This is a genomic window from Streptomyces sp. NPDC093225 (assembly GCF_044753805.1).
Lineage (GTDB): Bacteria > Actinomycetota > Actinomycetes > Streptomycetales > Streptomycetaceae > Streptomyces.
This window is the reverse complement of sequence record NZ_JBIVNX010000072.1, coordinates 1-19,930: the sequence shown is the minus strand read 5'-3', so window position 1 is coordinate 19,930 and position 19,930 is coordinate 1. Positions and strand designations below refer to the sequence as shown.

At 74.2% G+C, this 19,930-nt stretch carries 14 protein-coding genes; 4 read left to right on the top strand and 10 right to left on the bottom strand.

The features are described 5' to 3' along the window. Positions 1-113: 113 nt before the first annotated feature. The 3 genes from ACIQCH_RS35515 to ACIQCH_RS35505 all read right to left on the bottom strand — a co-directional run bounded on the left by ACIQCH_RS35515 (position 114) and on the right by ACIQCH_RS35505 (position 5,012). Positions 114-2,123 carry a tetratricopeptide repeat protein gene (locus tag ACIQCH_RS35515; protein WP_402587962.1) on the bottom strand — a complete coding sequence of 670 codons (2,010 nt, stop codon included), beginning with the start codon at positions 2,121-2,123 and terminating at the stop codon, positions 114-116. Between the two features lie 503 nt (positions 2,124-2,626). Next, positions 2,627-3,253, bottom strand: a complete 627-nt coding sequence (locus ACIQCH_RS35510) for an NUDIX domain-containing protein (RefSeq protein ID WP_402587960.1) — start codon at positions 3,251-3,253, stop codon at positions 2,627-2,629. Positions 3,254-3,356: 103 nt separating this feature from the next. Continuing rightward, entirely contained in the window at positions 3,357-5,012 is a 1,656-nt protein-coding gene (locus ACIQCH_RS35505) for a CTP synthase (protein WP_402587958.1), read from the bottom strand. A gap of 485 nt (positions 5,013-5,497) precedes the next feature. On the opposite strand from ACIQCH_RS35505, the gene ACIQCH_RS35500 reads away from it, so the two are divergent. After that, positions 5,498-7,303: a glycoside hydrolase family 15 protein gene (locus tag ACIQCH_RS35500; protein ID WP_402587956.1), complete on the top strand. Its 1,806-nt coding sequence runs from the start codon at positions 5,498-5,500 to the stop codon at positions 7,301-7,303. Positions 7,304-7,412: 109 nt separating this feature from the next. Then, a complete protein-coding gene (locus ACIQCH_RS35495) occupies positions 7,413-8,798 on the top strand; it encodes an FAD-binding oxidoreductase (RefSeq protein ID WP_402587954.1) in 1,386 nt (461 codons plus the stop codon). Positions 8,799-8,865: 67 nt separating this feature from the next. Here ACIQCH_RS35495 and ACIQCH_RS35490 read toward each other — a convergent pair whose 3' ends face one another. Both ACIQCH_RS35490 and ACIQCH_RS35485 read right to left on the bottom strand, forming a co-directional pair. Beyond that, positions 8,866-10,503, bottom strand: coding sequence for a flavin monoamine oxidase family protein (locus ACIQCH_RS35490; RefSeq protein ID WP_402587952.1), 1,638 nt, complete (start codon positions 10,501-10,503; stop codon positions 8,866-8,868). A 21-nt stretch (positions 10,504-10,524) separates the two neighbouring features. After that, a complete protein-coding gene (locus ACIQCH_RS35485) occupies positions 10,525-12,081 on the bottom strand; it encodes an APC family permease (RefSeq protein WP_402587950.1) in 1,557 nt (518 codons plus the stop codon). Between the two features lie 198 nt (positions 12,082-12,279). On the opposite strand from ACIQCH_RS35485, the gene ACIQCH_RS35480 reads away from it, so the two are divergent. After that, positions 12,280-13,902: a PucR family transcriptional regulator gene (locus ACIQCH_RS35480; RefSeq protein WP_402587948.1), complete on the top strand. Its 1,623-nt coding sequence runs from the start codon at positions 12,280-12,282 to the stop codon at positions 13,900-13,902. A gap of 213 nt (positions 13,903-14,115) precedes the next feature. On the opposite strand, the gene ACIQCH_RS35475 is transcribed toward ACIQCH_RS35480, so the two are convergent. The 5 genes from ACIQCH_RS35475 to ACIQCH_RS35455 form a co-directional block, all read right to left on the bottom strand. Further along, positions 14,116-15,210 carry a glycosyltransferase family 4 protein gene (locus ACIQCH_RS35475; RefSeq protein ID WP_402587946.1) on the bottom strand — a complete coding sequence of 365 codons (1,095 nt, stop codon included), beginning with the start codon at positions 15,208-15,210 and terminating at the stop codon, positions 14,116-14,118. 288 nt (positions 15,211-15,498) lie between these two features. Next, positions 15,499-17,247 (bottom strand): DNA repair protein RecN, encoded by a 1,749-nt coding sequence (gene recN, locus ACIQCH_RS35470; RefSeq protein ID WP_402587944.1) that lies wholly within the window; start codon positions 17,245-17,247, stop codon positions 15,499-15,501. A 54-nt stretch (positions 17,248-17,301) separates the two neighbouring features. Then, positions 17,302-18,213, bottom strand: coding sequence for an NAD kinase (locus ACIQCH_RS35465; protein WP_402587942.1), 912 nt, complete (start codon positions 18,211-18,213; stop codon positions 17,302-17,304). Beyond that, entirely contained in the window at positions 18,213-19,028 is an 816-nt protein-coding gene (locus ACIQCH_RS35460; RefSeq protein WP_030207462.1) for a TlyA family RNA methyltransferase, read from the bottom strand. The genes ACIQCH_RS35465 and ACIQCH_RS35460 overlap by 1 nt, the downstream gene beginning before the upstream one ends. A gap of 7 nt (positions 19,029-19,035) precedes the next feature. Continuing rightward, positions 19,036-19,401 carry a hypothetical protein gene (locus ACIQCH_RS35455; protein ID WP_402587940.1) on the bottom strand — a complete coding sequence of 122 codons (366 nt, stop codon included), beginning with the start codon at positions 19,399-19,401 and terminating at the stop codon, positions 19,036-19,038. Between the two features lie 84 nt (positions 19,402-19,485). On the opposite strand from ACIQCH_RS35455, the gene ACIQCH_RS35450 reads away from it, so the two are divergent. Next, a complete protein-coding gene (locus tag ACIQCH_RS35450; protein ID WP_402587938.1) occupies positions 19,486-19,833 on the top strand; it encodes an SCP2 sterol-binding domain-containing protein in 348 nt (115 codons plus the stop codon). Positions 19,834-19,930 lie beyond the last annotated feature (97 nt).

The window sequence follows — 19,930 nt, the reverse complement described above, 5'->3', positions numbered from 1 at the left end:
GCAATCCATACATACCCGGCGACAAGAGTGCGCACAGGATGCACCGCGGAAGAACGCGGCAGAGCCAGTCTAATGAAGGATGAGGCGCTGTCTAGCCTTACAAAGCAAATATCTCAGCCGGAACCACTGCGGATTTCGTAGGCCACGGGGTCTTCTCCCAGCAGTCTGTCCGCCGTTGCGCGGTGCAGCCGGGCGGCCGCGGGATCGCCGAGCCGGTCGAGCGTGTCGGCCATCCGCACCTGGAGGGCCGCCTGCAGCCTCTGGTCGCCGGCCCGGCGCGCGAGGTCGACGGCCGCGCGGCAGGTGTGCAGCGACTCCTCGGGGCGGCCCGCGTACTCCTGGACCCGCGCCATCTCGCTCAAGGCCCGCGCCTGTCCGGGGACATCGGCCAGCCGCCGGTAGCCCGCCGCGGACGCGCGCCAGCAGCGCAGCGCCTCGCCGTAGCGGGCGGCGTAGGTGTGCACGCTGCCCAGCCTTCCGTACAGCCGCGCCTCGTCCGCCCGCTCCCCGCGCGCGAGGGTCTGGGACAGGGCCCGGCCGTACCAGTCGGCGGCCCGGTGCCAGTCCTCCAGTTCCTGGTAGGCACCCCCTACGGATTCCATCGCGCGGCCGGTCGCGTACGGGTCCCCCGCCGCCCGTCCCGCGTCCAGCGCGGCCCGGTAGCGGTCCAGGGCCTCCCGGGTGCGGCCCGTGCCGTGGTCCAGGTCACCCAGGTTCAGCAGGGCCGCGGCCCGCTCCCGGTGCAGCCCGCGCCGCTCGGCCACGTCCAGGACCAGGCCGTGCAGCCCGTACAGCTCGGGGGCGGCCTCCTCGGTGCCCCGGTGCGCGAGCAGGGCCCGTACGAGGGCGGCGACCAGGCGCCGGGCCAGGGTGTCGAGCTCCCCGTCGGCCACCGCCATGCGGGCGGCCGCGGTCAGGACGGGCAGCCGGCTCTCCAGCCAGGCCGCGGCCGCCTCCGCGTCGGGGAAGCGCAGCGCCCGGGGTAGCCCGGCGAGCCTGCCCCGGGCCGGGGAACCCTCCGGCTCGGTCACGGTCCGGCAGGAGGTCAGCAGCCGCACCGTGCGCTCCAGCATGCGGGCCCGGGCCAGCTGCAGCTCGGCGGTGCGCTCCCTGGCCTCCATCAGGCCGCGCAGCAGCGGGGCCAGGCAGCCGGGCACCAGGTACTGGCCGTCGGCGCCCGGGCGCAGCAGGGCCAGCCCGGCGAAGTCGTCGAGGGTGGACTGGGCGGCGGCGACCGAGCAGCCGGCCAGGGCGGAGGCGGTGTGGGCGTCGACCACCCCGGCGGGGGCCAGCGGCAGCAGCCGCAGGGTCCGCTGGGCGGGCTGCGGGAGGGCCTCGTAGAGCAGCCGGAAGGCGCGGGCCACCGGGCCGCGGTCGGTCGGGGTGTCGTGCAGCTGCTTGGCCAGGTCGGCCACGGCGGCCTTGGGGTGGGCGGCGAGCCAGCCGCCGGCCAGGGCCAGCGCGGCGGGCTGGCCCCCGCACTCCTCGGCCAGGGTCTCGGCGGCCCGCGGGTCGACGGTGACCCGGACGCTGCCGATCCGGGCGGTGAGCAGCTCCACGGCGGCGGGGGTGTCGAGTCCGCCGAGGGTGCACGGGCGGACGTCGGGGATGCCGGTCAGGGGCCCCTGGGAGGTGGCGACGACCAGGCAGTCGGGGTCGTCGGGGAGCAGCGGGTCGACCTGGTGGGCGTCGGCGGCGTCGTCGAGCAGCAGCAGGGCGCGGCGGCCGGCAAGGGCCTGGCGCAGCAGGGAGGTGAGCTCGTCCTCCCCGGCGCCGGGCGGGGTGGTCTCGCCGAGGGCCTCGAGCAGCTCGCGCGCGGTGCGCTCGGTGGGGACGCGCTCGCCGCCGGGGGCGGTGAGGCGGGTGCGCAGCAGGCCGCCGGGGTAGTCCTCGGCGGTCTGCCGGGCGAACTCCTCGGCGAGGGCGGTGCGGCCGGAGCCGGGGCGGCCGGCCACGAGCAGGACGCGGGCGCGGGGGGCCTTGGCCTTGCGTCCCGACAGCGTGTCGAGTCCGGTGCGCGCGATGTCGTCGCGCAGCTCCTTCAGTTCCCGCCGTCGGCCGACGAACCGGGGTGCCGGGGCGTCGCCCGCTGGGCCGTTGGTGTGCAGCGCCTCGTCCGTCACGGGATTCGCTCCTCTCCCCTGGGGGTGGCGGGCGCGTCCGCCAAGGGTCCCGCGCGGGACCGAGATCGGGGAGTCCGAGCGTAGTTCACGCAGCGCGACGGCCCCTGCGGAGCGTGGCGGGGACGAGGCCGGCAAATCGCCCGATCGGATCAGCAAATGATCACACCGACGAGGCATCTCGTCGCCGTCGCGCTCAGGGAAGCCGCCCGGAGTCCCGAAGCCGCGCCGGCTCGCCTCCCCCAACCCGGCTCACTCCCTCGCGAGAGCGGGCCGCCCCGTGGTGTGCGGGGGAGCCGCTTGAGGCGGTGTGGCAGGCTGGTCCGGAGGCAGGCCCGGGCCTGGGGTGGCCGCAGGCCAGGGCCGGAGGCCCCTTGCCCCAGGGGTGGGCCTGCCGCAGGGCCTGCAGGCCACACCGCCTCAAGCGGCGAGGGGACCCGCACACCACGGGGCGGCCCCACGAAGCGAGCCCAGTTCCAGCGCAGGGGACTCCCGGTACGTGCCGCTCAGCCCTCGTACGGCCTCGCCGGCCACGGCGCGAGCGCCGGCCGGAGGGAGTCGACCCCGTCGCCCGCGAGCACGGCGGACAGCGCGAGGACACCGGTCACGAGTGCGACGTTGTGCAGCTCGCCCGCCAGCACCCCCCGGACCAGCTCCGCCAGCGGCACCCGCGCGAACTCCATGTCCGCCTCCTCCTCGGAGACCTCGAAGCGCTCGCCCTCCGCCTCCGAGAGGTCCCGCGCCAGGAAGATCCGGATCGCCTCGTCGGAGCCGCCGGGGGTGGCGTACAGGTCGATCAGCACCCGCCAGTCCTCGGCCTTGGCGTGCGCCTCCTCGTACAGCTCCCGCTGGGCGGCGTGCAGCGGGTTCTCGCCGGGTACGTCGAGCAGCCCGGCCGGCAGCTCCCACAGCTTCTGCCGCACCGGGTGCCGGTACTGGCGCAGCACCAGGACCCGGCCCTCGCCGTCCAGCGCCAGGACGCAGACGGAACCCGGGTGCACCTGGTAGTCGCGGCGCGCGACGGAGCCGTCGGGCATGACCACGTCGTCGGAGCTGACGCTCGTCTTTGCGCCCCGGAACGGGGTGCGGCGCTCGCGGACCGGCCAGGCCTCGGCGGTGTCCTTGATGTCCATGGGTGCGGGTCCCTCCCGGTGAGCGGTGGCGCGCGGAAAGCGCGACGGCCGGGGCGCGCGGTGTGCGCGCCCCGGCCGTCCACGGTATCGCCGTGCGGGACCGTTACTTGGCCGCGGCCTGCTGGCGGGCGACGGCGGCCTTGACCAGGCCCGCGAAGAGCGGGTGCGGGCGGGTCGGGCGGGACCGCAGCTCCGGGTGCGCCTGGGTGGCGACCAGGTAGGGGTGCACCTCGCGCGGGTACTCGACGTACTCGACCAGCTTGTTGTCCGGGGAGGTGCCGGAGAACTGCAGGCCGGCCTTCTTCTCCAGCTCGGAGCGGTAGGAGTTGTTCACCTCGTAGCGGTGGCGGTGGCGCTCCTCGACGTACTCCTTGCCGTCGTACACCTCGCGCACGATGGAGCCCTCGGCCAGCTTGGCCGGGTACATGCCCAGGCGCATCGTTCCGCCCAGGTCGCCGGCGCCCTCGACGAAGGCCAGCTGCTCCTCCATGGTCGAGATGACCGGGTGGGAGGTGGAGGGGTCGAACTCGGTGGAGTTCGCGTCCTCGATGCCGGCCAGGTTGCGGGCCGCCTCGATGACCACGCACTGCAGGCCCAGGCAGAGGCCGAGCAGCGGGATCTTGTTCTCGCGGGCGAAGGTGATCGCGCCGACCTTGCCGTTCACGCCGCGGTCGCCGAAGCCGCCGGGGACGCAGATGCCGTCCACGTCGGCGAGCTGCTTGGCGGCGCCGGCGGCGGTCTTGCAGTCGTCGGAGGTGACCCACTTGATCTTGACGCGGGCCTTGTTGGCGAAGCCGCCGGCGCGCAGCGCCTCGGTCACCGACAGGTAGGCGTCGGGCAGGTCGATGTACTTGCCGACGAGGGCGATGGTGACCTCGTGGTCGGGGTTGTGGACCCGGTCGAGCAGGTCCTCCCAGACGGTCCAGTCCACGTCGCGGAACGGCAGGTCGAGCTTGCGCACGACGTAGGCGTCCAGGCCCTCGGTGTGCAGCACCTTCGGGATGTCGTAGATCGACTTGGCGTCGATGGCGGCCACGACCGCGGCCTCGTCGACGTCGCACATCAGCGAGATCTTGCGCTTGATGGAGGTCGGCACGTCGCGGTCGGCGCGCAGCACGATCGCGTCGGGCTGGATGCCGATGTTGCGCAGGGCGGCGACCGAGTGCTGGGTCGGCTTGGTCTTCAGCTCGCCGGAGGGGCCGATGTAGGGCAGCAGCGAGATGTGCACGACGAAGACGTTGTCGCGGCCGACCTCGTGGCGGACCTGGCGGACGGTCTCCAGGAACGGCAGGGACTCGATGTCGCCGACCGTGCCGCCGACCTCGGTGATGACGACGTCGACGTCGTCGGTCGCCATGCGCCGGATGCGGTGCTTGATCTCGTTGGTGATGTGCGGGATGACCTGGACGGTGTCGCCCAGGTACTCGCCGCGCCGCTCCTTGGCGATGACCTGCGAGTAGACCTGGCCGGTGGTGACGTTGGCCGAGCCGTCGAGGTCGACGTCGAGGAAGCGCTCGTAGTGGCCGATGTCCAGGTCGGTCTCGGCGCCGTCGTTGGTGACGAACACCTCGCCGTGCTGGAACGGGTTCATCGTGCCCGGGTCGACGTTGAGGTACGGGTCGAGCTTCTGCATCGTGACCCGCAGGCCGCGCGCCTTGAGCAGGGCACCCAGGCTGGAGGCCGTCAGGCCCTTGCCGAGGGACGAAGCGACACCCCCGGTGACGAAGATGTGCTTGGTCGTCATGGATTTGGGCGGCATCGCCAAGAGGGGGCTCCCGTGGTCGCGAAGTGAGGTGCGTCCGGCCGCTTCCCCAGGTTTCCGGGGGTGCCGAAGCTGCGGTTTCGGGGCCCCTGATTCGCACAGGCGGACTCCCGGTCCACGGGGTACCAGCCTATCAGCGACCGGCGGGGTGTGCCTCCGGCCACGCGGCCGCGGCCCTTCCACGGGGTCCGGCGCACGGCTCGCCGCGGTCCCCGCCCGTCACCCCCGCGCCGCCTGCGCGTTTCCCCCGCGTCACGCCACCCTCACCCGTTCGGCCCAACGACATTTCCCGTCCGCCCCCAGGAGATCACTAGGGTGCTGGACGTATCCTGCTCGGATATCCCTGACGAGCGGGCCCGGCAACCGGCACCACCCCCGCCCGTTCCGGCAAGCTTGAACTCGTCAAGACCCAGCCAAACGACCAAGACCGCGAAGTGGCCGCCCCCGCACGGGCGGACACGGCTGTTTCGACTGGAGACCACGTGTCCGGGCGCATCGAGGACTACGCACTCATCGGCGACATGCAGACGGCCGCGCTCGTCTGCCGGGACGGCTCGGTGGACTGGCTCTGCCTGCCACGGTTCGATTCCCACGCCGTCTTCGCTTCGCTCCTGGGCACCGAGGACCACGGGTTCTGGCGGCTGGGACCGGCCTACCCCGCCGGCGCCGAGCCGCCGCGCGCCACCCGCCGCCGCTACCGCGGGGACTCGCTCATCCTGGAGTCCGAGTTCGACACGCCGCGCGGCACAGTCCGGGTGATCGACTTCATGCCGCCCCGCGAGGACCACGCCCCGCAGCTGATCCGGGTCGTCGAGGGCGTCAGCGGCCGCGTGCCGGTCCGCTCGGCGCTGCGCATGCGGTTCAGCTACGGCCGGGTCGTCCCGTGGGTGCACCGGGCGGAGGGCCGTACGGTCGCCGTCGCCGGGCCCGACTCGGTGTGGCTGGACGCCGAGACCCAGACGTACGGCAAGGACCTGACGACGTACGCCGACTTCACGGTCGCCCCCGGGGACCGGATCGCGTTCACCATCAGCTGGCAGCCCTCGCACAAGGAGCCGCCGGCCCTGCCCGAGCCCGAGGCGGCGCTGGAGGCCACCGAGGAGTTCTGGCGCGAGTGGGTCGGCCACTGCACGTACCACGGCCCGTACCGCGAGGCCGTGGTCCGCTCGCTGATCACCCTGAAGGCGCTCACCTACGGCCCCACCGGCGGCATCGTCGCCGCCCCCACGACCTCGCTGCCCGAGGAGATCGGCGGCGTGCGCAACTGGGACTACCGCTACACGTGGCTGCGCGACGCCGCGATCACCCTGTCCTCGCTGCTGCGCACGGGCTACCGCGAGGAGGCCCGCGCCTGGCGCGAGTGGCTGCTGCGCGCGGTGGCCGGCGACCCGGAGAACCTGCAGATCATGTACGGCATCGCCGGCGAGCGCGAGCTCGGCGAGACCGAGCTGGACTGGCTGCCCGGGTACGAGAACTCCGCCCCGGTCCGGGTCGGCAACGGCGCCGCCCACCAGCTCCAGCTCGACGTGTACGGCGAGGTCACCGAAGCCCTGCACCTGGGCCACATGACCGGCCTGGCGCGCAGCGACTACGCCTCGCTCCTCCAGCTGAAGCTGATCCGCTACCTGGAGACCCACTGGGACCAGCCGGACGAGGGCATCTGGGAGGTGCGCGGCCCGCGCCGGCACTTCGTGCACTCCAAGGTCATGGCCTGGGTGGCGGTCGACCGGACGATCAAGCTGATCGAGTCCGGGGACGCGGACGGGCCCCTGGAGCGCTGGCGCGAGCTGCGCGACGAGATCCACCGGGACGTGTGCGAGAAGGGCTACGACCCCGAGCGCAACACGTTCACGCAGTCGTACGGCTCCAAGGAGCTGGACGCCTCCCTGCTGCTGATCCCGCAGATGGGCTTCCTGCCGCCGGACGACAAGCGGGTGATCGGCACGATCGAGGCGATCCAGCGGGAGCTGTCCACCCCGGACGGGTTCATCCTGCGCTACCCGACGGCCGGCGAGGAGGCGGGCGTCGACGGGCTCGAGGGCGACGAGGGCGCCTTCCTGGCCTGCTCGTTCTGGATGGCCGACGACCTGGCGATGATCGGGCGGGTGGACGAGGCCCGCAAGCTGTTCGAGAAGCTGCTGTCGCTGCGCAACGACCTGGGGCTGCTCGCGGAGGAGTGGGACCCGCGGCTGCAGCGGCAGGTGGGCAACTTCCCGCAGGCCTTCAGCCACGTCCCGCTGATCGACACGGCGCTGCGGCTGACGGCGGGCGGGGCGTACGGGGGCTGAGAGGCGTACGGGGCCGAGAGGGGCCCCGGGGGCTGAGGGGCGCGTACTGCGGTGCGCGCCTAGCCTGAAAGGGTCCCATCCCCCGTTCACCTCACCGAAGGGGGCGGTCATGGCTCCCCATTCCAAGGCCCGGACGGCACTCACGGAACTCCGCGAGGATCTGACGGGCGAGGTGTTCGCGCCCGACGACCCCGGCTACGACGGGGCCCGGCAGGTCTTCAACGCGATGATCGACCGCCGGCCCGCCGTCATCGCCCAGTGCGCGGACGCCGAGGACGTGGTGCGCGCCGTGCGGTTCGCCCGCGACCTGGACCTGGCCGTCGCGGTGCGCGGCGGCGGTCACAGCGTGGCGGGGATGGCGCTGTGCGACAACGGCCTGGTCGTGGACCTGCGCCGGATGCACGAGGTCACGGTCCACCCGGCCGCCAAGGCCGCCCGGGTCCAGGGCGGGGCGACCATGAGCCACCTGGACCGGGCCTGCGAGCCGCACGGCCTGGCCACCCCGGGCGGGCGGGCCTCCACCACCGGTGTGGGCGGCTTCGTCCTGGGCGGCGGCGACGGCTGGCTGTCGCGCGCCTTCGGGCTGGCTTCGGACAACCTGCTCGGCGTGGAACTCGTCACCGCCGACGGCCAGGTGGTGGAGGCCACCGCGGAGGAGAACCCGGAGCTGTTCTGGGCCCTGCACGGCGGGGGCGGCAACTTCGGCATCGCGACGGCCCTGACGCTGCGCCTGCACGACCTGCCGGCCATGTCGATCGCGATGGCGTTCTGTCTGCCGGAGTACGGGCCCCAGTTGGTCGCCACGTACCGCGAGGTCATCGAGGCGGGCCCGACCGAGACGGCCGGCGGCGTGATCTACCTGACCGCACCGCCCGAGCCGTTCATCCCCGAGCACCTCGTGGGGCAGCGGGTGAGCGGCGTGCTGCTGACGTACCCCGGCCCCGACGACGAGCTGCGCAAGCTGGCCGAGCCGCTGCTCGCCATCCCGCACGAGGTCGAGATGGTCATGCCGATCCCGTACGCGGAGCTCCAGTGCATGCTGGACGACCCGCCCGGGATGCGCAACTACTGGTCCGCCGAGTACCTGACGGGCATCCCGGACGCCTTCGTGGACGCGTTCTGCGCCTTGGGCGACGCGATGCCGGTGCCGACGGGCACTCAGCACGTGGTGTGGCCCCAGGGCGGCGCGATCGCCGCGGGCGCGGCGGACTGGCCGCTGGGGTACCGCCGGGACGCGACCTGGGCCGTGCACCCGTTCGGGGTCTGGGAGGACCCTTCGGACGACGAGCGGGTCCGGGAGTGGGTGCGGGACGTACGGGCCGGGGTGGCGCCGTGGAGCACCGGGGCGACGTACCTCAACTTCATCGGCGACGAGGGCGCGGACCGGGTCGCGGCCGGCCTGGGACCGGAGAACATGCAGCGCCTGGGCCGGGTCAAGCGGGAGTACGACCCGGACAACGTCTTCCGCTTCAACCACAACGTCAAGCCGCTCTGAGCAGCGCGGGAGCGCCCCGGGCCGGCCGGGCCCGGGGCGCTCGCGGCACGGCCCCGCCCCGGGGGCATCAGGTCAGGGCGGCCACCACCTCCCGCGCCGCCCGCTCGCCCTCGGTGGCCCCGCCCTCCATGAAGCCCTGGAAGTCGTACGAGCAGTGCTCGCCGGCGATGTGGACGTTGCCCTGTGCGGTGCCCTCGTACTTGGCGTAGCGGTGCAGGTAGCCCACCGGCCAGTAGGAGTAGGCCCCGAGGGAGTACGGGTTGCGGTGCCAGGCCGAGAGCTGGGCCCGGCCGGTCCAGGCGGCCTTCGTGCCGGGGAAGAACGCCTCGATGCCGGTGAGCATCCGGCCCGCGAGCGCCCGCACGTACGGGTCGGACTCGGTGCCGAAGGGCGTGCCGGGCGTCAGGGAGCGGGCCAGGGTGCCGCCGCCGTACTGGAGGAGGATGCCGCCGGTGCCGGGCTGCACCTTGGTGGTGTCCCAGGTCTGCTGGACGTCGGAGTCGGTGAAGCAGTCGCCGGACGAGACGCCGGGCCAGGGGCCGGTGCCGCGCCACGGGCGGCGGGTGAACTGCATGTTGAGCTTCGTGCAGGCGCCCATGCGGGCGTCCCGGAGCAGGTTCCTCATGAGCGGGTCGAAGCCGGCGCCGGTGGTGTCCAGGCGCTGGAGGACCGGCAGCGGCAGGCACAGGACGGTGTGGTCGGCGACGACGGTGCGGGTGGCTCCGGAGTCGGCGAAGGTGAGGGTCTGGGTGCCGTCCTGGTTCGCCCGTACGGCGAGGAGTTCGCGGCCCATGACGAGGGAACCGGCCGGCAGGGCGGCGGCGATGGCGCGCGGCAGGCGGTCGTTGCCGCCGGTGATGTGGTAGCGCTCGTTGGACAGGCCCCAGACGTTGAAGTTGCCGGGATTGGGCTGGTAGCCCATCAGCAGGACCAGCGCGAGCGCCGACTGGTCGGCGGTGTCGGCCCCGTACTCGACGTTGTACGCGACGTCCATGAACCGGCCCAGCGGCGAGCCGTGCCCGCCGGGCACCCGGCTCTCGATCCACTCGTACAGCGTCATCTCGTCGAGGGCGGTGCCGGCCGGGGTGGTGGCGTTCCAGGCGACCTCGCCGGCCTCCTGGAGGTCGCGGCGGAGCTGCTGGTACACGGCCTTGAAGTCCTCGTCGGCCTGGGTGCGGGAGTAGTACCCGCCGTTGAACCAGAGGACTTCCTCGGCCCCGTTGGGCCCGCCGCCGAGGAAGTCCTCGGTCTGCAGCCCGAAGCGGCGGCACAGCTCCAGCATCTTCTTGTGGCCGGTGTCGATCAGCTCCCCGCCGATCTCGGAGGTCTGCCCGTACGCCCAGTGGTCGCGCTGGGTCCACATGCGGCCGCCGACGCGGGCCGGGTCCGCCTCGTAGACGGTGCAGGGGATGCCGGCGTCCTGGAGGGTGAGGGCGGCGGTCAGGCCTGCGATGCCGGCCCCGACGACGGCGACCCGGGCGGCCGTCGGCCTCCTGCCGTCGGGGACGGGGGCCTGGGCGGCACGGGCGGGCACGGTGGCGGCGGCGCCCGCCGCCGCGGTGCCGAGGCCGATCGCGGCGGCGTGCCGGAGCAGCTCGCGGCGGCCGAGGCCGCGGACGTCGGCGACGGGCATGCGCAGTCGGTGGGCGGCGGCGTGTTCGGCGGCGAGCCGGCGGAGGGCGTGCATGAGGGGCGTACGGGCCATGGCAGTGGCTCCTTCTACGTCTCAGGCGCTGGTGGTGGACGGGGACAGGTCGGGGTTGCCGTCGGTGTCGGGGCGCGGGCCGCCGTCGGTGCGCTCGGTGGCGTCCTCCAGGACGATCCGGCCGATGAGCTCGTAGCGCTCGGGAGCCTTGGCCCTGAGCCAGAGGCCCAGGGCGAGGCCGCCGAAGAAGACGGCACCGACGATCCAGGGGATCAGCTTGAAGAAGACGGAGTCGGCGGCGGCGCCGGCCGCGGTCTCCATGTTGAGGACGAGCAGGACCACGACCGCGGTCATGCCGATGCCGCCGAGCAGGGGTGCGAGGAAGGTCCTGAACCAGTGCCGGTCCTCGGGGTGGTTGCTGCGGAAGTAGCCGATGACCGCGAAGGAGCACAGCGTCTGGACGATCAGGATCGCCATCGTGCCGAGGATCGCGAGCAGGGTGTACAGGTGCAGGTACGGGTCCTGGCCGGTGAGCGCGAAGCCGGCGACCAGGGCCACGGCGACGGCGGTCTGCACGACGGACGCGACGTACGGGGAGCCGTGCCGCCGGTGGGTGCGGCCGAGTGCCGGGTGCAGGAAGCCCTCGCGTCCGATGGCGTACAGGTAGCGGGCGGCGCACTGGTGGAAGGCCATGCCGCAGGCGAAGGAACCCGTGAGCAGCAGCCACTGGAAGGCGTCGACGGCCCAGGCGCCGATGAAGTGCTGCGTGGGGGCGAAGAAGAGGTCCAGCGGGCTGCTGGAGGCGGACAGCTTCACGGATCCGGCGAGGCCGTTGCCGGCGATGGTCATCCAGGAGACGTAGATGTAGAAGAGGCCGACGCCGACGACGGAGATCAGGGTGGCCTTGGGGATGACGCGCTTGGGGTCGCGGGACTCCTCGCCGTACATGGCGGTGGACTCGAAGCCGACCCAGGACCAGAAGGCGAAGAAGAGGCCGAGCCCTGCGGAGGTGCCGGTGAACGCGTTCTTGGGGTTGACCGGTTCGACGGGAATCCCGTCGGGGCCGCCCCCGGCGATCAGCACGGCGGTGGCGACGGCGAAGAGGACGGCGATCTCGGCGACCAGCATGACGCCGAGGGCCTTGGCCGTCAGGTTGATGTCGAAGTGCGCCAGGACGGCGGTCACGGTGAGCATCCCGGCCGCGTACAGGGTCCACGGCAGGTCGACCCCGAGCTGGTCGAGGACGGTGGTCCTGGCGAAGTACGAGAAGACACCGACGATCGAGGCCTCGAAGACGACGTACGCCAGGACCGCGAGCATCCCGGAGGCCATGCCGGCGATGCGGCCGAGCCCGTGGGAGATGTAGCCGTAGAAGGCGCCGGCGGCGGTGATGCGCTTGGCCATGGCGACGTAGCCGACCGAGAAGACGGTGAGCACGACCGTGGCGAAGAGGTAGCCGGCGGGGGCACCGGTGCCGTTGCCGAAGCCGACCGCGATGGGGAGGTTCCCGGTCATCGCGGTGATGGGAGCGGCGGTGGCGACGGCCATGAAGACGACGCCGACGAGGCCTACGGAATCGGCCTTGAGGCGTTGGACCTCGCCGGTGGATCGGGGGGCGCCGGTGGAGCCGTTCGACATGGGCTTCCTCTTCCGTTTGCACTGCGTGCCCGACATGAGGCGGCCACTCTGATGGCAGGTGACGCAGACCACAATCGGCACGGGGTCCGGTAATCACCTCTTCCGGCCGACGAGTTGTCGGGCCATCAGGGCGGAGAGGATGGCTCGTAACCGCCGGGTGATGTTCTTGGAACACGGCGCCGGGTAGCGTCCGACGACATGGACAATCAGGGCGCCAGCGGCGCCGGGATCACGGTTCAGCGGGCACTGGAGCTGCCGGGTCTGCGCAGCGGACTGCCGGAGGTGGTGGCCGGCGCCGACCGGCTGGGCCGTACGGTGCGCTGGGTGCACGCCGGCGAGGTCCCGAACATCGCCTCGCTCCTCAAGGGCGGCGAGCTGCTGCTGACCACCGGCCTCGGCCTCGGCACCCGCCCGGCCGAACAGCGCGCCTTCGTGCGGCGACTGGCCGAACGCGGCATCGCGGCCCTGGTCGTGGAGCTCGGACCGCGGTTCACCCGGCTGCCCGCGACGATCGTCGAGACCGCCCGCGCGGCCGGGCTGCCGCTGGTACAACTGCACCGCGAGGTGCCCTTCGTGGCGGTCACGGAGGAGGTCCACACCGAGATCGTCAACGGCCACTACGCGCTGCTCCAGCGCGCCGAGGAGGTCCACCGGCGCTGCACCGAGGCACTGCTGGGGGGCGGCGGGATCCCCCAGGTGCTGCGCATCCTCGCCGACTTCACCGGCAACCCCGTCTTCCTGGAGACCCCCGACGGGCAGCTGCTGTACGCGGCCGGCGGCTCCGAGGAGGTGGGCGCCGACCCGCTGCAGATCTGGGAGGGACTGCGAGGCCAGCGCGAGGACGGGCCGCCGGCGAACGGCGCCCTGATCGACGTGCCCGGCGGCGGTCCCGGCAGTGCGTCCGTCCGCGCCCGCCTGGTGCTGCTCGGCGTGTCCGCCCCGCTCCTGCCGGTCCACCGGATGGCGGCGGAGCGGACGGCCGGCGTGCTCGCCGTGGTCCTCATGCAGGCCCGCCAGGAGGAGGAGCTGGCCGCCCGCGGCCGGGGCGACTTCCTGACCGACCTCGCCGAGGGCCGCATCTCGGCGGAGGCCGCACCCGCGCAGGCCCGGGTCCTGGGCTTCAAGCCGGGGGCGGGTCCGCTGCTGCCGGTGGTCATGAGACTGTCCTCGGACCTCGGGCCCTCCGGCAACTGGGCCGTCCTCGCCCGGGCGGTGGCCGAGGAGCTGTCCGCCGTCGGAGTGCCGGCCCTCCTCGGCGTCCGGCCCATCGAGGGCCGCGTCCCGCTGCTGCTCGCGCTCCGCTCGGACACCGAGCGCACCGCCGTCGCCGACCGGGTGGCCGCGGCCCTGCGCGCCGGCGTGGAGCGGGCCGGGCTGGACCGGGCGGGGGCGCCGCCGGTGGTCGTGGTGGGCGTGGCCGGCGGTTGGGCCGCGGCCTCCTCGGGCCTGCGGCACGCGGCCGAGACCGCCGCGGCGGCCCAGGGCCTGCCGGACCGCCCCTGGCACGACGCCCGGCGCCTGGACATCGACCTGCTGCTGTGGCGGCTGCGGGGCCACCCCGACCTGGCGGCCTTCGTCGACCGCGCGATCGGCGCGCTGCAGGCCCACGACACCACGTCCCGCCCGCCGCTCCTCCCCACCCTGGAGACGTACCTCGCCCATGCCGGGCGTAAGGCCGAGACGGCGCGGGAGCTCCACCTCAACCGCCAGACGCTCTACAACCGGCTGGCACGCATCTCCGAGCTGCTCGGCACGGACCTCGACGACCCCGAGACGGTCCTCTCCCTCAGCCTCGCCCTCAGGGCCCGCCGCCACCTCTAGGACCCGGGCCACCCCGGTGTCCTGCGGGGCGGATCCCCTACCCGCCCTTCCACCACTCCCCGGGAGTGCGCCCCGGACCCCCTTGCCCTCGAACGCCGGGCGGGCTGGAGGTCCTCCGGGCGGGCGGATCCCAGCCTCGCCGGGGGGCGGGCCGATCCAGCCTCGCCGGCGTTTGAGGCGCGGGGTCTGGGGCGGAGCCCCAGGAGGGCCGGGTCAGGGGCGGCGGCGGTCCATGAGTTCGTCGTAGACCGCGAGGACCTGGGCGACCGTGTCGTCCTCGGTCGGCCAGGTCGCCGCCTGCCGCGGCCCGGCGACGGACAGGACACCCCGCCGACCGGGGTCGTCGAGCAGGGACGCGACCGCGGCCGACAGCGCGGCGGCATCACCACGGGGCACGAGCACGGCCGCGTCCCCGACGAGCTCCGGTACTCCCCCCACCGACGTGGCCACCAACGGCACGCCCAGCCGCAGCGCCTCCTGCGCCAGCAGCGACCGCCCCTCCCAGTCGGACGGCAGCACCGCCACGTCCGCCGCCGCCAGCAGCTCCGCCACGTCCGGCCGCCGCCCCAGCAGCCGTACCGGAAGGGCCTCCGTCTCGATGCGCCGGGCCAGGGCCGCCCGCTGCGGCCCCTCCCCCGCGATCACCAGCAGCGGTACGGGGTCCAGCGCCCGCCACGCCCGCGCCGCGTCCAGCAGCAGCTGGTACCCGCGGTGCGGCACGAGGCTGCCCACCGCGATCAGCAGCGGCCGCTCCACCGCGCCCAGCTCCGCCCGCACCTTGCCCGGGTCCGCGCGCACCGCGCCCGCGGGCACCGAGACCGCCGCCAGCCGGGCGTCCCGCGCACCGCGCCGGCGCGCGTGGTCCACCTGGGCGGAGGAGGCGCCCAGCACCACCGCGGCCGCCCGCGCCACCCGGCGCTCCAGCAGCCGGGTCAGCTGGCCCAACGGCCCCTCGCCGGCCGGGCCGGAGTGCCAGGTCACCACCAGCGGCACGCGCTGTCCGCGGACCGCCAGGGCCGCCCGCATGCCCGCGTGCAGTCCGTGCGCGTGCACGATGTCCGCGCCGGCGCACGCCACCCGCAGCGCGCTGACCGCCGCCGGCTCGAAGCGGGCGCCCGCGCCCGTGAAGTCGTACTCGCCCTCGGTCTCGGCGGGGGCGCACACGGTGACCCGCACCCCGCGCGCCGCGAGGCCCGTGGCCAGCGACCGCACGTGCGCGCAGCTCCCGGCGCTGCCGCCGCCCAGTACCTGCACGGTACGCAGCGGGGTGCGCCCGAAGGCGGGGGGCGGGGCCGGGGTACTGCTCACGTGCCGGGGCTCCTGTACGCGAGAGGGCGAGAAAAGGGGCGACGGCACGCACGGCCGCGGGCCGCCGCCCAGAATGCCAGTCCGTACCGGCGTTGCGGGACGTTCCGTGTGCGGATCCCGTGTGAGGAAACGTCATCCTCACCGCGGGATCACCCACATGGGTGACAAAGCGGGACCCATGGCCCGGATCCCGCCCCCGGCCGGGGCGAGGGGGCGGCCCCCGGGTGCCCCGGCCCGGTCCATCAGGTCCGTTCGGTCCGGCCCGTCCGGTCCGTTCCAGTCCGTCCGTCAGCCGTCGGCGCGGGCCGCCGCCAGCAGTTCCTCCGCATGGGCGCGCGCGGTCTCCGAGTCCTCCTGGCCGGCCAGCATCCGGGACAGCTCCCGCACCCGGTCCTCGCCCTCCAGGACCGTCACGCCGCTGCGCGTGACCGACCCGTCGTTGGTCTTCTCCACCAGCAGCTGGCGGTCCGCGAAGGCGGCCACCTGCGGCAGGTGCGTGACCACGACCACCTGCGCCGACTTCGCCAGCTTCGCCAGCCGGCGGCCGACCTCGACCGCCGCCTTGCCGCCGACGCCCGCGTCGACCTCGTCGAAGAGGTACGTCGGCACGGGGTCGGACCCGGCGAAGACCACCTCCACCGCGAGCATCACCCGGGACAGCTCACCGCCGGAGGCGCCCTTGGCGATCGGCCGCGCCTGCGCGCCGGGGTGCGGGGCGAGGAGCAGCTCCACCTCGTCCGCGCCCGTCGGCCCGTACAGCACCGGCCGCCCGCCGACCTCGACCCCGTCGCCCGAGGGGTCCTCGGTCTGCCGGATGTCGATGCTGACCCGGGCGTGCGGCATCGCCAGCGAGGCCAGCTCCGCCGTCACCGCCGAGGCGAACCGCTCGGCCGCCTCGGTCCGGGCGTCGGTCAACCCCTGCGCCAGCCCCGACAGTTCGGCGCGCAGCCCGGCCCGCTCGGCGGTCAGCTCCGCGATGCGGTCGTCGTCGCCGTCGAGCTCGGTCAGGCGCGCCGCGCTCTGCTCGGCCCACGCCAGCACCGCGTCGATCGACTCCCCGTACTTCCGGGTGAGCTGGGTGAGGGCCGCCCGCCGCTCCTCCACGGCCGCCAGCCGCAGCGGATCGGCGTCGAGGTCGTCCGCGTACCCCGCGAGTTCCCCCGCGACGTCCGCCATGAGGATGCCGATCTCGGAGAGCCGGTCGGCGAGCGCGGCCAGCGCCGGGTCGTGCGACCGTACGGCCTCCAGGGCCCGGTGCGCGCCCGCGACCAGCATGTTCGCGTCCACGCCCTCCGGGTCCTCCGGGTTGCCCGCGAGCGCCGCGTGGGCCTGGGCGGCGGCCGAGGCCAGGGACTCGGCGTGGCCGAGCCGCTCCGCTTCCGCCGCGAGCTCCACGTCCTCGCCGGCCACCGGCTCCACGGCCGCGATCTCGTCCAGCCCGAAGCGCAGCAGGTCCGCCTCCTGGGCCCGCTCCCGGGCCCGGGTGGTCAGCTCCTCCAGCTCCGTGGCCACCGCCCGCAGCCGGCGGTAGGCGGCGGTGTACTTCTCCAGGGGGACGGCGACGGCGTCACCGGCGTACCGGTCCAGGGCCTGCCGCTGCCGGGCGGGCCGCAGCAGTCCCTGCTGATCGGTCTGCCCGTGTACGGCGACCAGGTCCTCGGCCAGTTCCCCGAGCAGCCCCACCGGGACCGCCCGGCCGCCGACGTGGGCGCGCGAGCGCCCCTCGGCGGAGACGGTCCGGCTGATGAGCAGCGCGCCGTCGTCCAGCTCGGCACCGGCCTCCTCGGCCCGTACGGCGGCGGCCGCGCCCGGCGCGAGGGTGATCCGGCCCTCCACGACCGCGGCCTTGGCGCCGATCCGCACCAGGGCCGGGTCGGCCCGGCCGCCGAGCAGCAGGCCGAGGCTCGTGACGACCATCGTCTTGCCCGCGCCGGTCTCGCCGGTCACGGCCGTGAACCCGGGCGACAGCTCGACCACAGCGTCGTCGATGACTCCGAGGGCCCGTATCCGCATCTCTTCCAGCACGGACCCGACCATACCGAGGTTTCGGCCGGGCGATGCCACACCCCGGCCGCCGACCCGTCCCGCGCGTCAGTGCGGGGCGCCCCGCCAGCCGGAGACCGGCAGTGCGAACTTGGCGACCAGCCGGTCGGTGAACGAGGCGTGGTGCAGCCGGGCCAGCCGTACCGGCACCCGTCCGCGCCGCACCTCGATGCGCGCCCCGGCGGGCAGCTCCAGCGTGCGGCGGCCGTCGCACCACAGCACGCCGTGCGGGGTGCCGTTCTGCACCTCCACCGCGAGGACCGACGTCGGCGAGGTGACCAGCGGCTTCGCGAACAGCGCGTGCGCGCTGATCGGGACCATCAGCAGGGCCTCGACCTCGGGCCACACCACCGGGCCGCCGGCGGAGAAGGCGTACGCCGTGGAGCCGGTCGGGGTCGCGCAGACCACCCCGTCGCAGCCGAAGCCGGAGACCGGCCGGCCGTCGATCTCGATCACGACCTCGAGCATCCGCTCCGGGGACATCTTCTGGACGGCGGCCTCGTTGAGCGCCCAGTCCGTGTGGACGACGTCTCCGTTGGTGCGCACGACCACGTCGAGGGTCATGCGTTCCTCGACCTCGTAGGCCTTGGTGACGACCCGGTCGACGACCTTGTCGAGGTCGTCGCGCTCGGCCTCGGCGAGGAAGCCGACGCGGCCGAGGTTGACGCCCAGCATCGGCACGCCGGAGCCGCGGGCCAGCTCGGCGCCGCGCAGCAGGGTGCCGTCGCCGCCGAGCACGATCAGCAGCTCGCAGCCGTCGAGCACGCCCGGGGCGTGCTCGGTGACGAGCTCGACCTCCGGTGGGAGCGGGAGGTTGACCGCCTCGTGTGCGAACACCCGCACGCCGAGGCCGCAGCGCAGCAGCCCCTGCACCACGAGTTCGGCGCTGCGCAGCGCGGCCGGCCGGCCGGTGTGCGCGAGCAGGAACACGGTCCGTCCCACAGGTCCCACAGAAGTCATCACCGCGGCCCCTCCGCCACTGCACGGTCAACATCCGCCGGGTCGAGCGCCGGTGCCCCCGCCCTCAGCCACAGGAAGTACTCGACATTACCCGACGGTCCGGGGAGCGGGCTCGCCGTCACCCCCAGGACCCCCAGGCCGAGTTCGCCGGCCTGGCGGGCGACCTCGCGCACGGCCTCGGCGCGCAGCTCGGGGCTGCGGACCACGCCGCCGCTGCCGAGCCGCTCCTTGCCGACCTCGAACTGGGGCTTGACCATCAGGACCAGGTCGGCGTCCGGGGCGGTGCAGCGCACCAGCGCGGGCAGGACGAGGCCGATGGAGATGAAGGACAGGTCGCCGACGACCAGGTCGACCGGTACGTCGTCGATCTGCTCCAGGGTGAGCTCGCGGACGTTGGTCCGGTCCTTCACGGTGACGCGCTCGTCGCTCTGCAGCGACCAGGCGAGCTGGCCGTAGCCGACGTCGACGGCGACGACGTGCGCGACGCCCGCGCGCAGCAGGACGTCGGTGAAGCCGCCCGTGGAGGCGCCGGCGTCGAGGGCTCGGCGGCCCTCGACCTTCAGGCCGCGCGGGACGAAGGCCTCCAGGGCGCCGGCGAGCTTGTGGCCGCCGCGGGAGACGTAGTCGGGATCGCTGTCGTCCTGGCGGACGACGAGCGCGGCGCTCGTCTCGACCTGGGTGGCTGCCTTGGTCGCCGTGGTGCCGGCGACGGTGACCCGGCCGGCGGCGATCAGCTGGGCCGCGTGCTCGCGCGAGCGCGCCAGCTTGCGGCGTACCAGTTCGGCGTCCAGGCGGCGGCGTGCCACTCCTGCCACGTTCGGTTCAGCTCCTGTGGTCGTACGGTCCTGGGGCGGGGCGCGCGTCGAGCGCGGTCAGCGCGTCGCGCAGGCCCCTGTGCACATCCTCGTACACCTCGACGTGGCCGTCCGCCGGGAGGTGGTCCGCATCGGCCAGCCGCTCCAGGAGTGCGTCGACCTCGGGGCGGCCGGTGGGGGTCCGCGGCAGGCCGAGCGGCGCGGGGACGGCGGGCTCGTCGAGGGCGCCGGGAGCGGACGGCTCGGGGGCCCCGGACGGCTCGGGGTTCCCGGACTCCGTAGCAGCGGCGGAGCCCTCCGACGCCTCACGGGCGTCGAGCGCCTCGGACGCCTCGTGGATCCCGTACGGCTCGGGGGCCTCGAACTGGGTCATACCCCGACGCTACCGTGTGCCGGGCCGGCCCCGGCGACCGGCGCCCACCGCGCCGCACCGGCGCTGCGGTACGGTCGACGGACCATGGCGACCATCGAGGAGTGCCGAGCCGCACTCGACCAGCTGTCCGACAACCTCGCCCGGGCCGACGGCGACGTGCGCGGCGCGGCCGCGCTCGACCGCTCCCTCAGCTGCCACCTCACCGACCTGGACACCACCTTCGTCGGCCGGCTCCGGGGCGGCCGGATCGAGGTGCGCTCCACCCTGCCCGGACCGCCCCGCGAGAAGGCGGACATCCGGCTGGCGATGACCGGCGACGACCTGGTGGCCATGGTGGCCGGCCGGCTGAACTTCGCGAAGGCCTGGGCCGCCGGCCGGATCCGCCTCAAGGCGGGCTTCCGCGACCTGCTCCGCCTCCGCGCCCTCCTCTAGACGCAACGCCGTTCAGTTAAGGGCGGGGTCGGGGCGTCAAGAGCTGCTCGTGAGCATGGTGATGTGGATGGTTGCTTTGTAGGTGGTCCGGTCGATG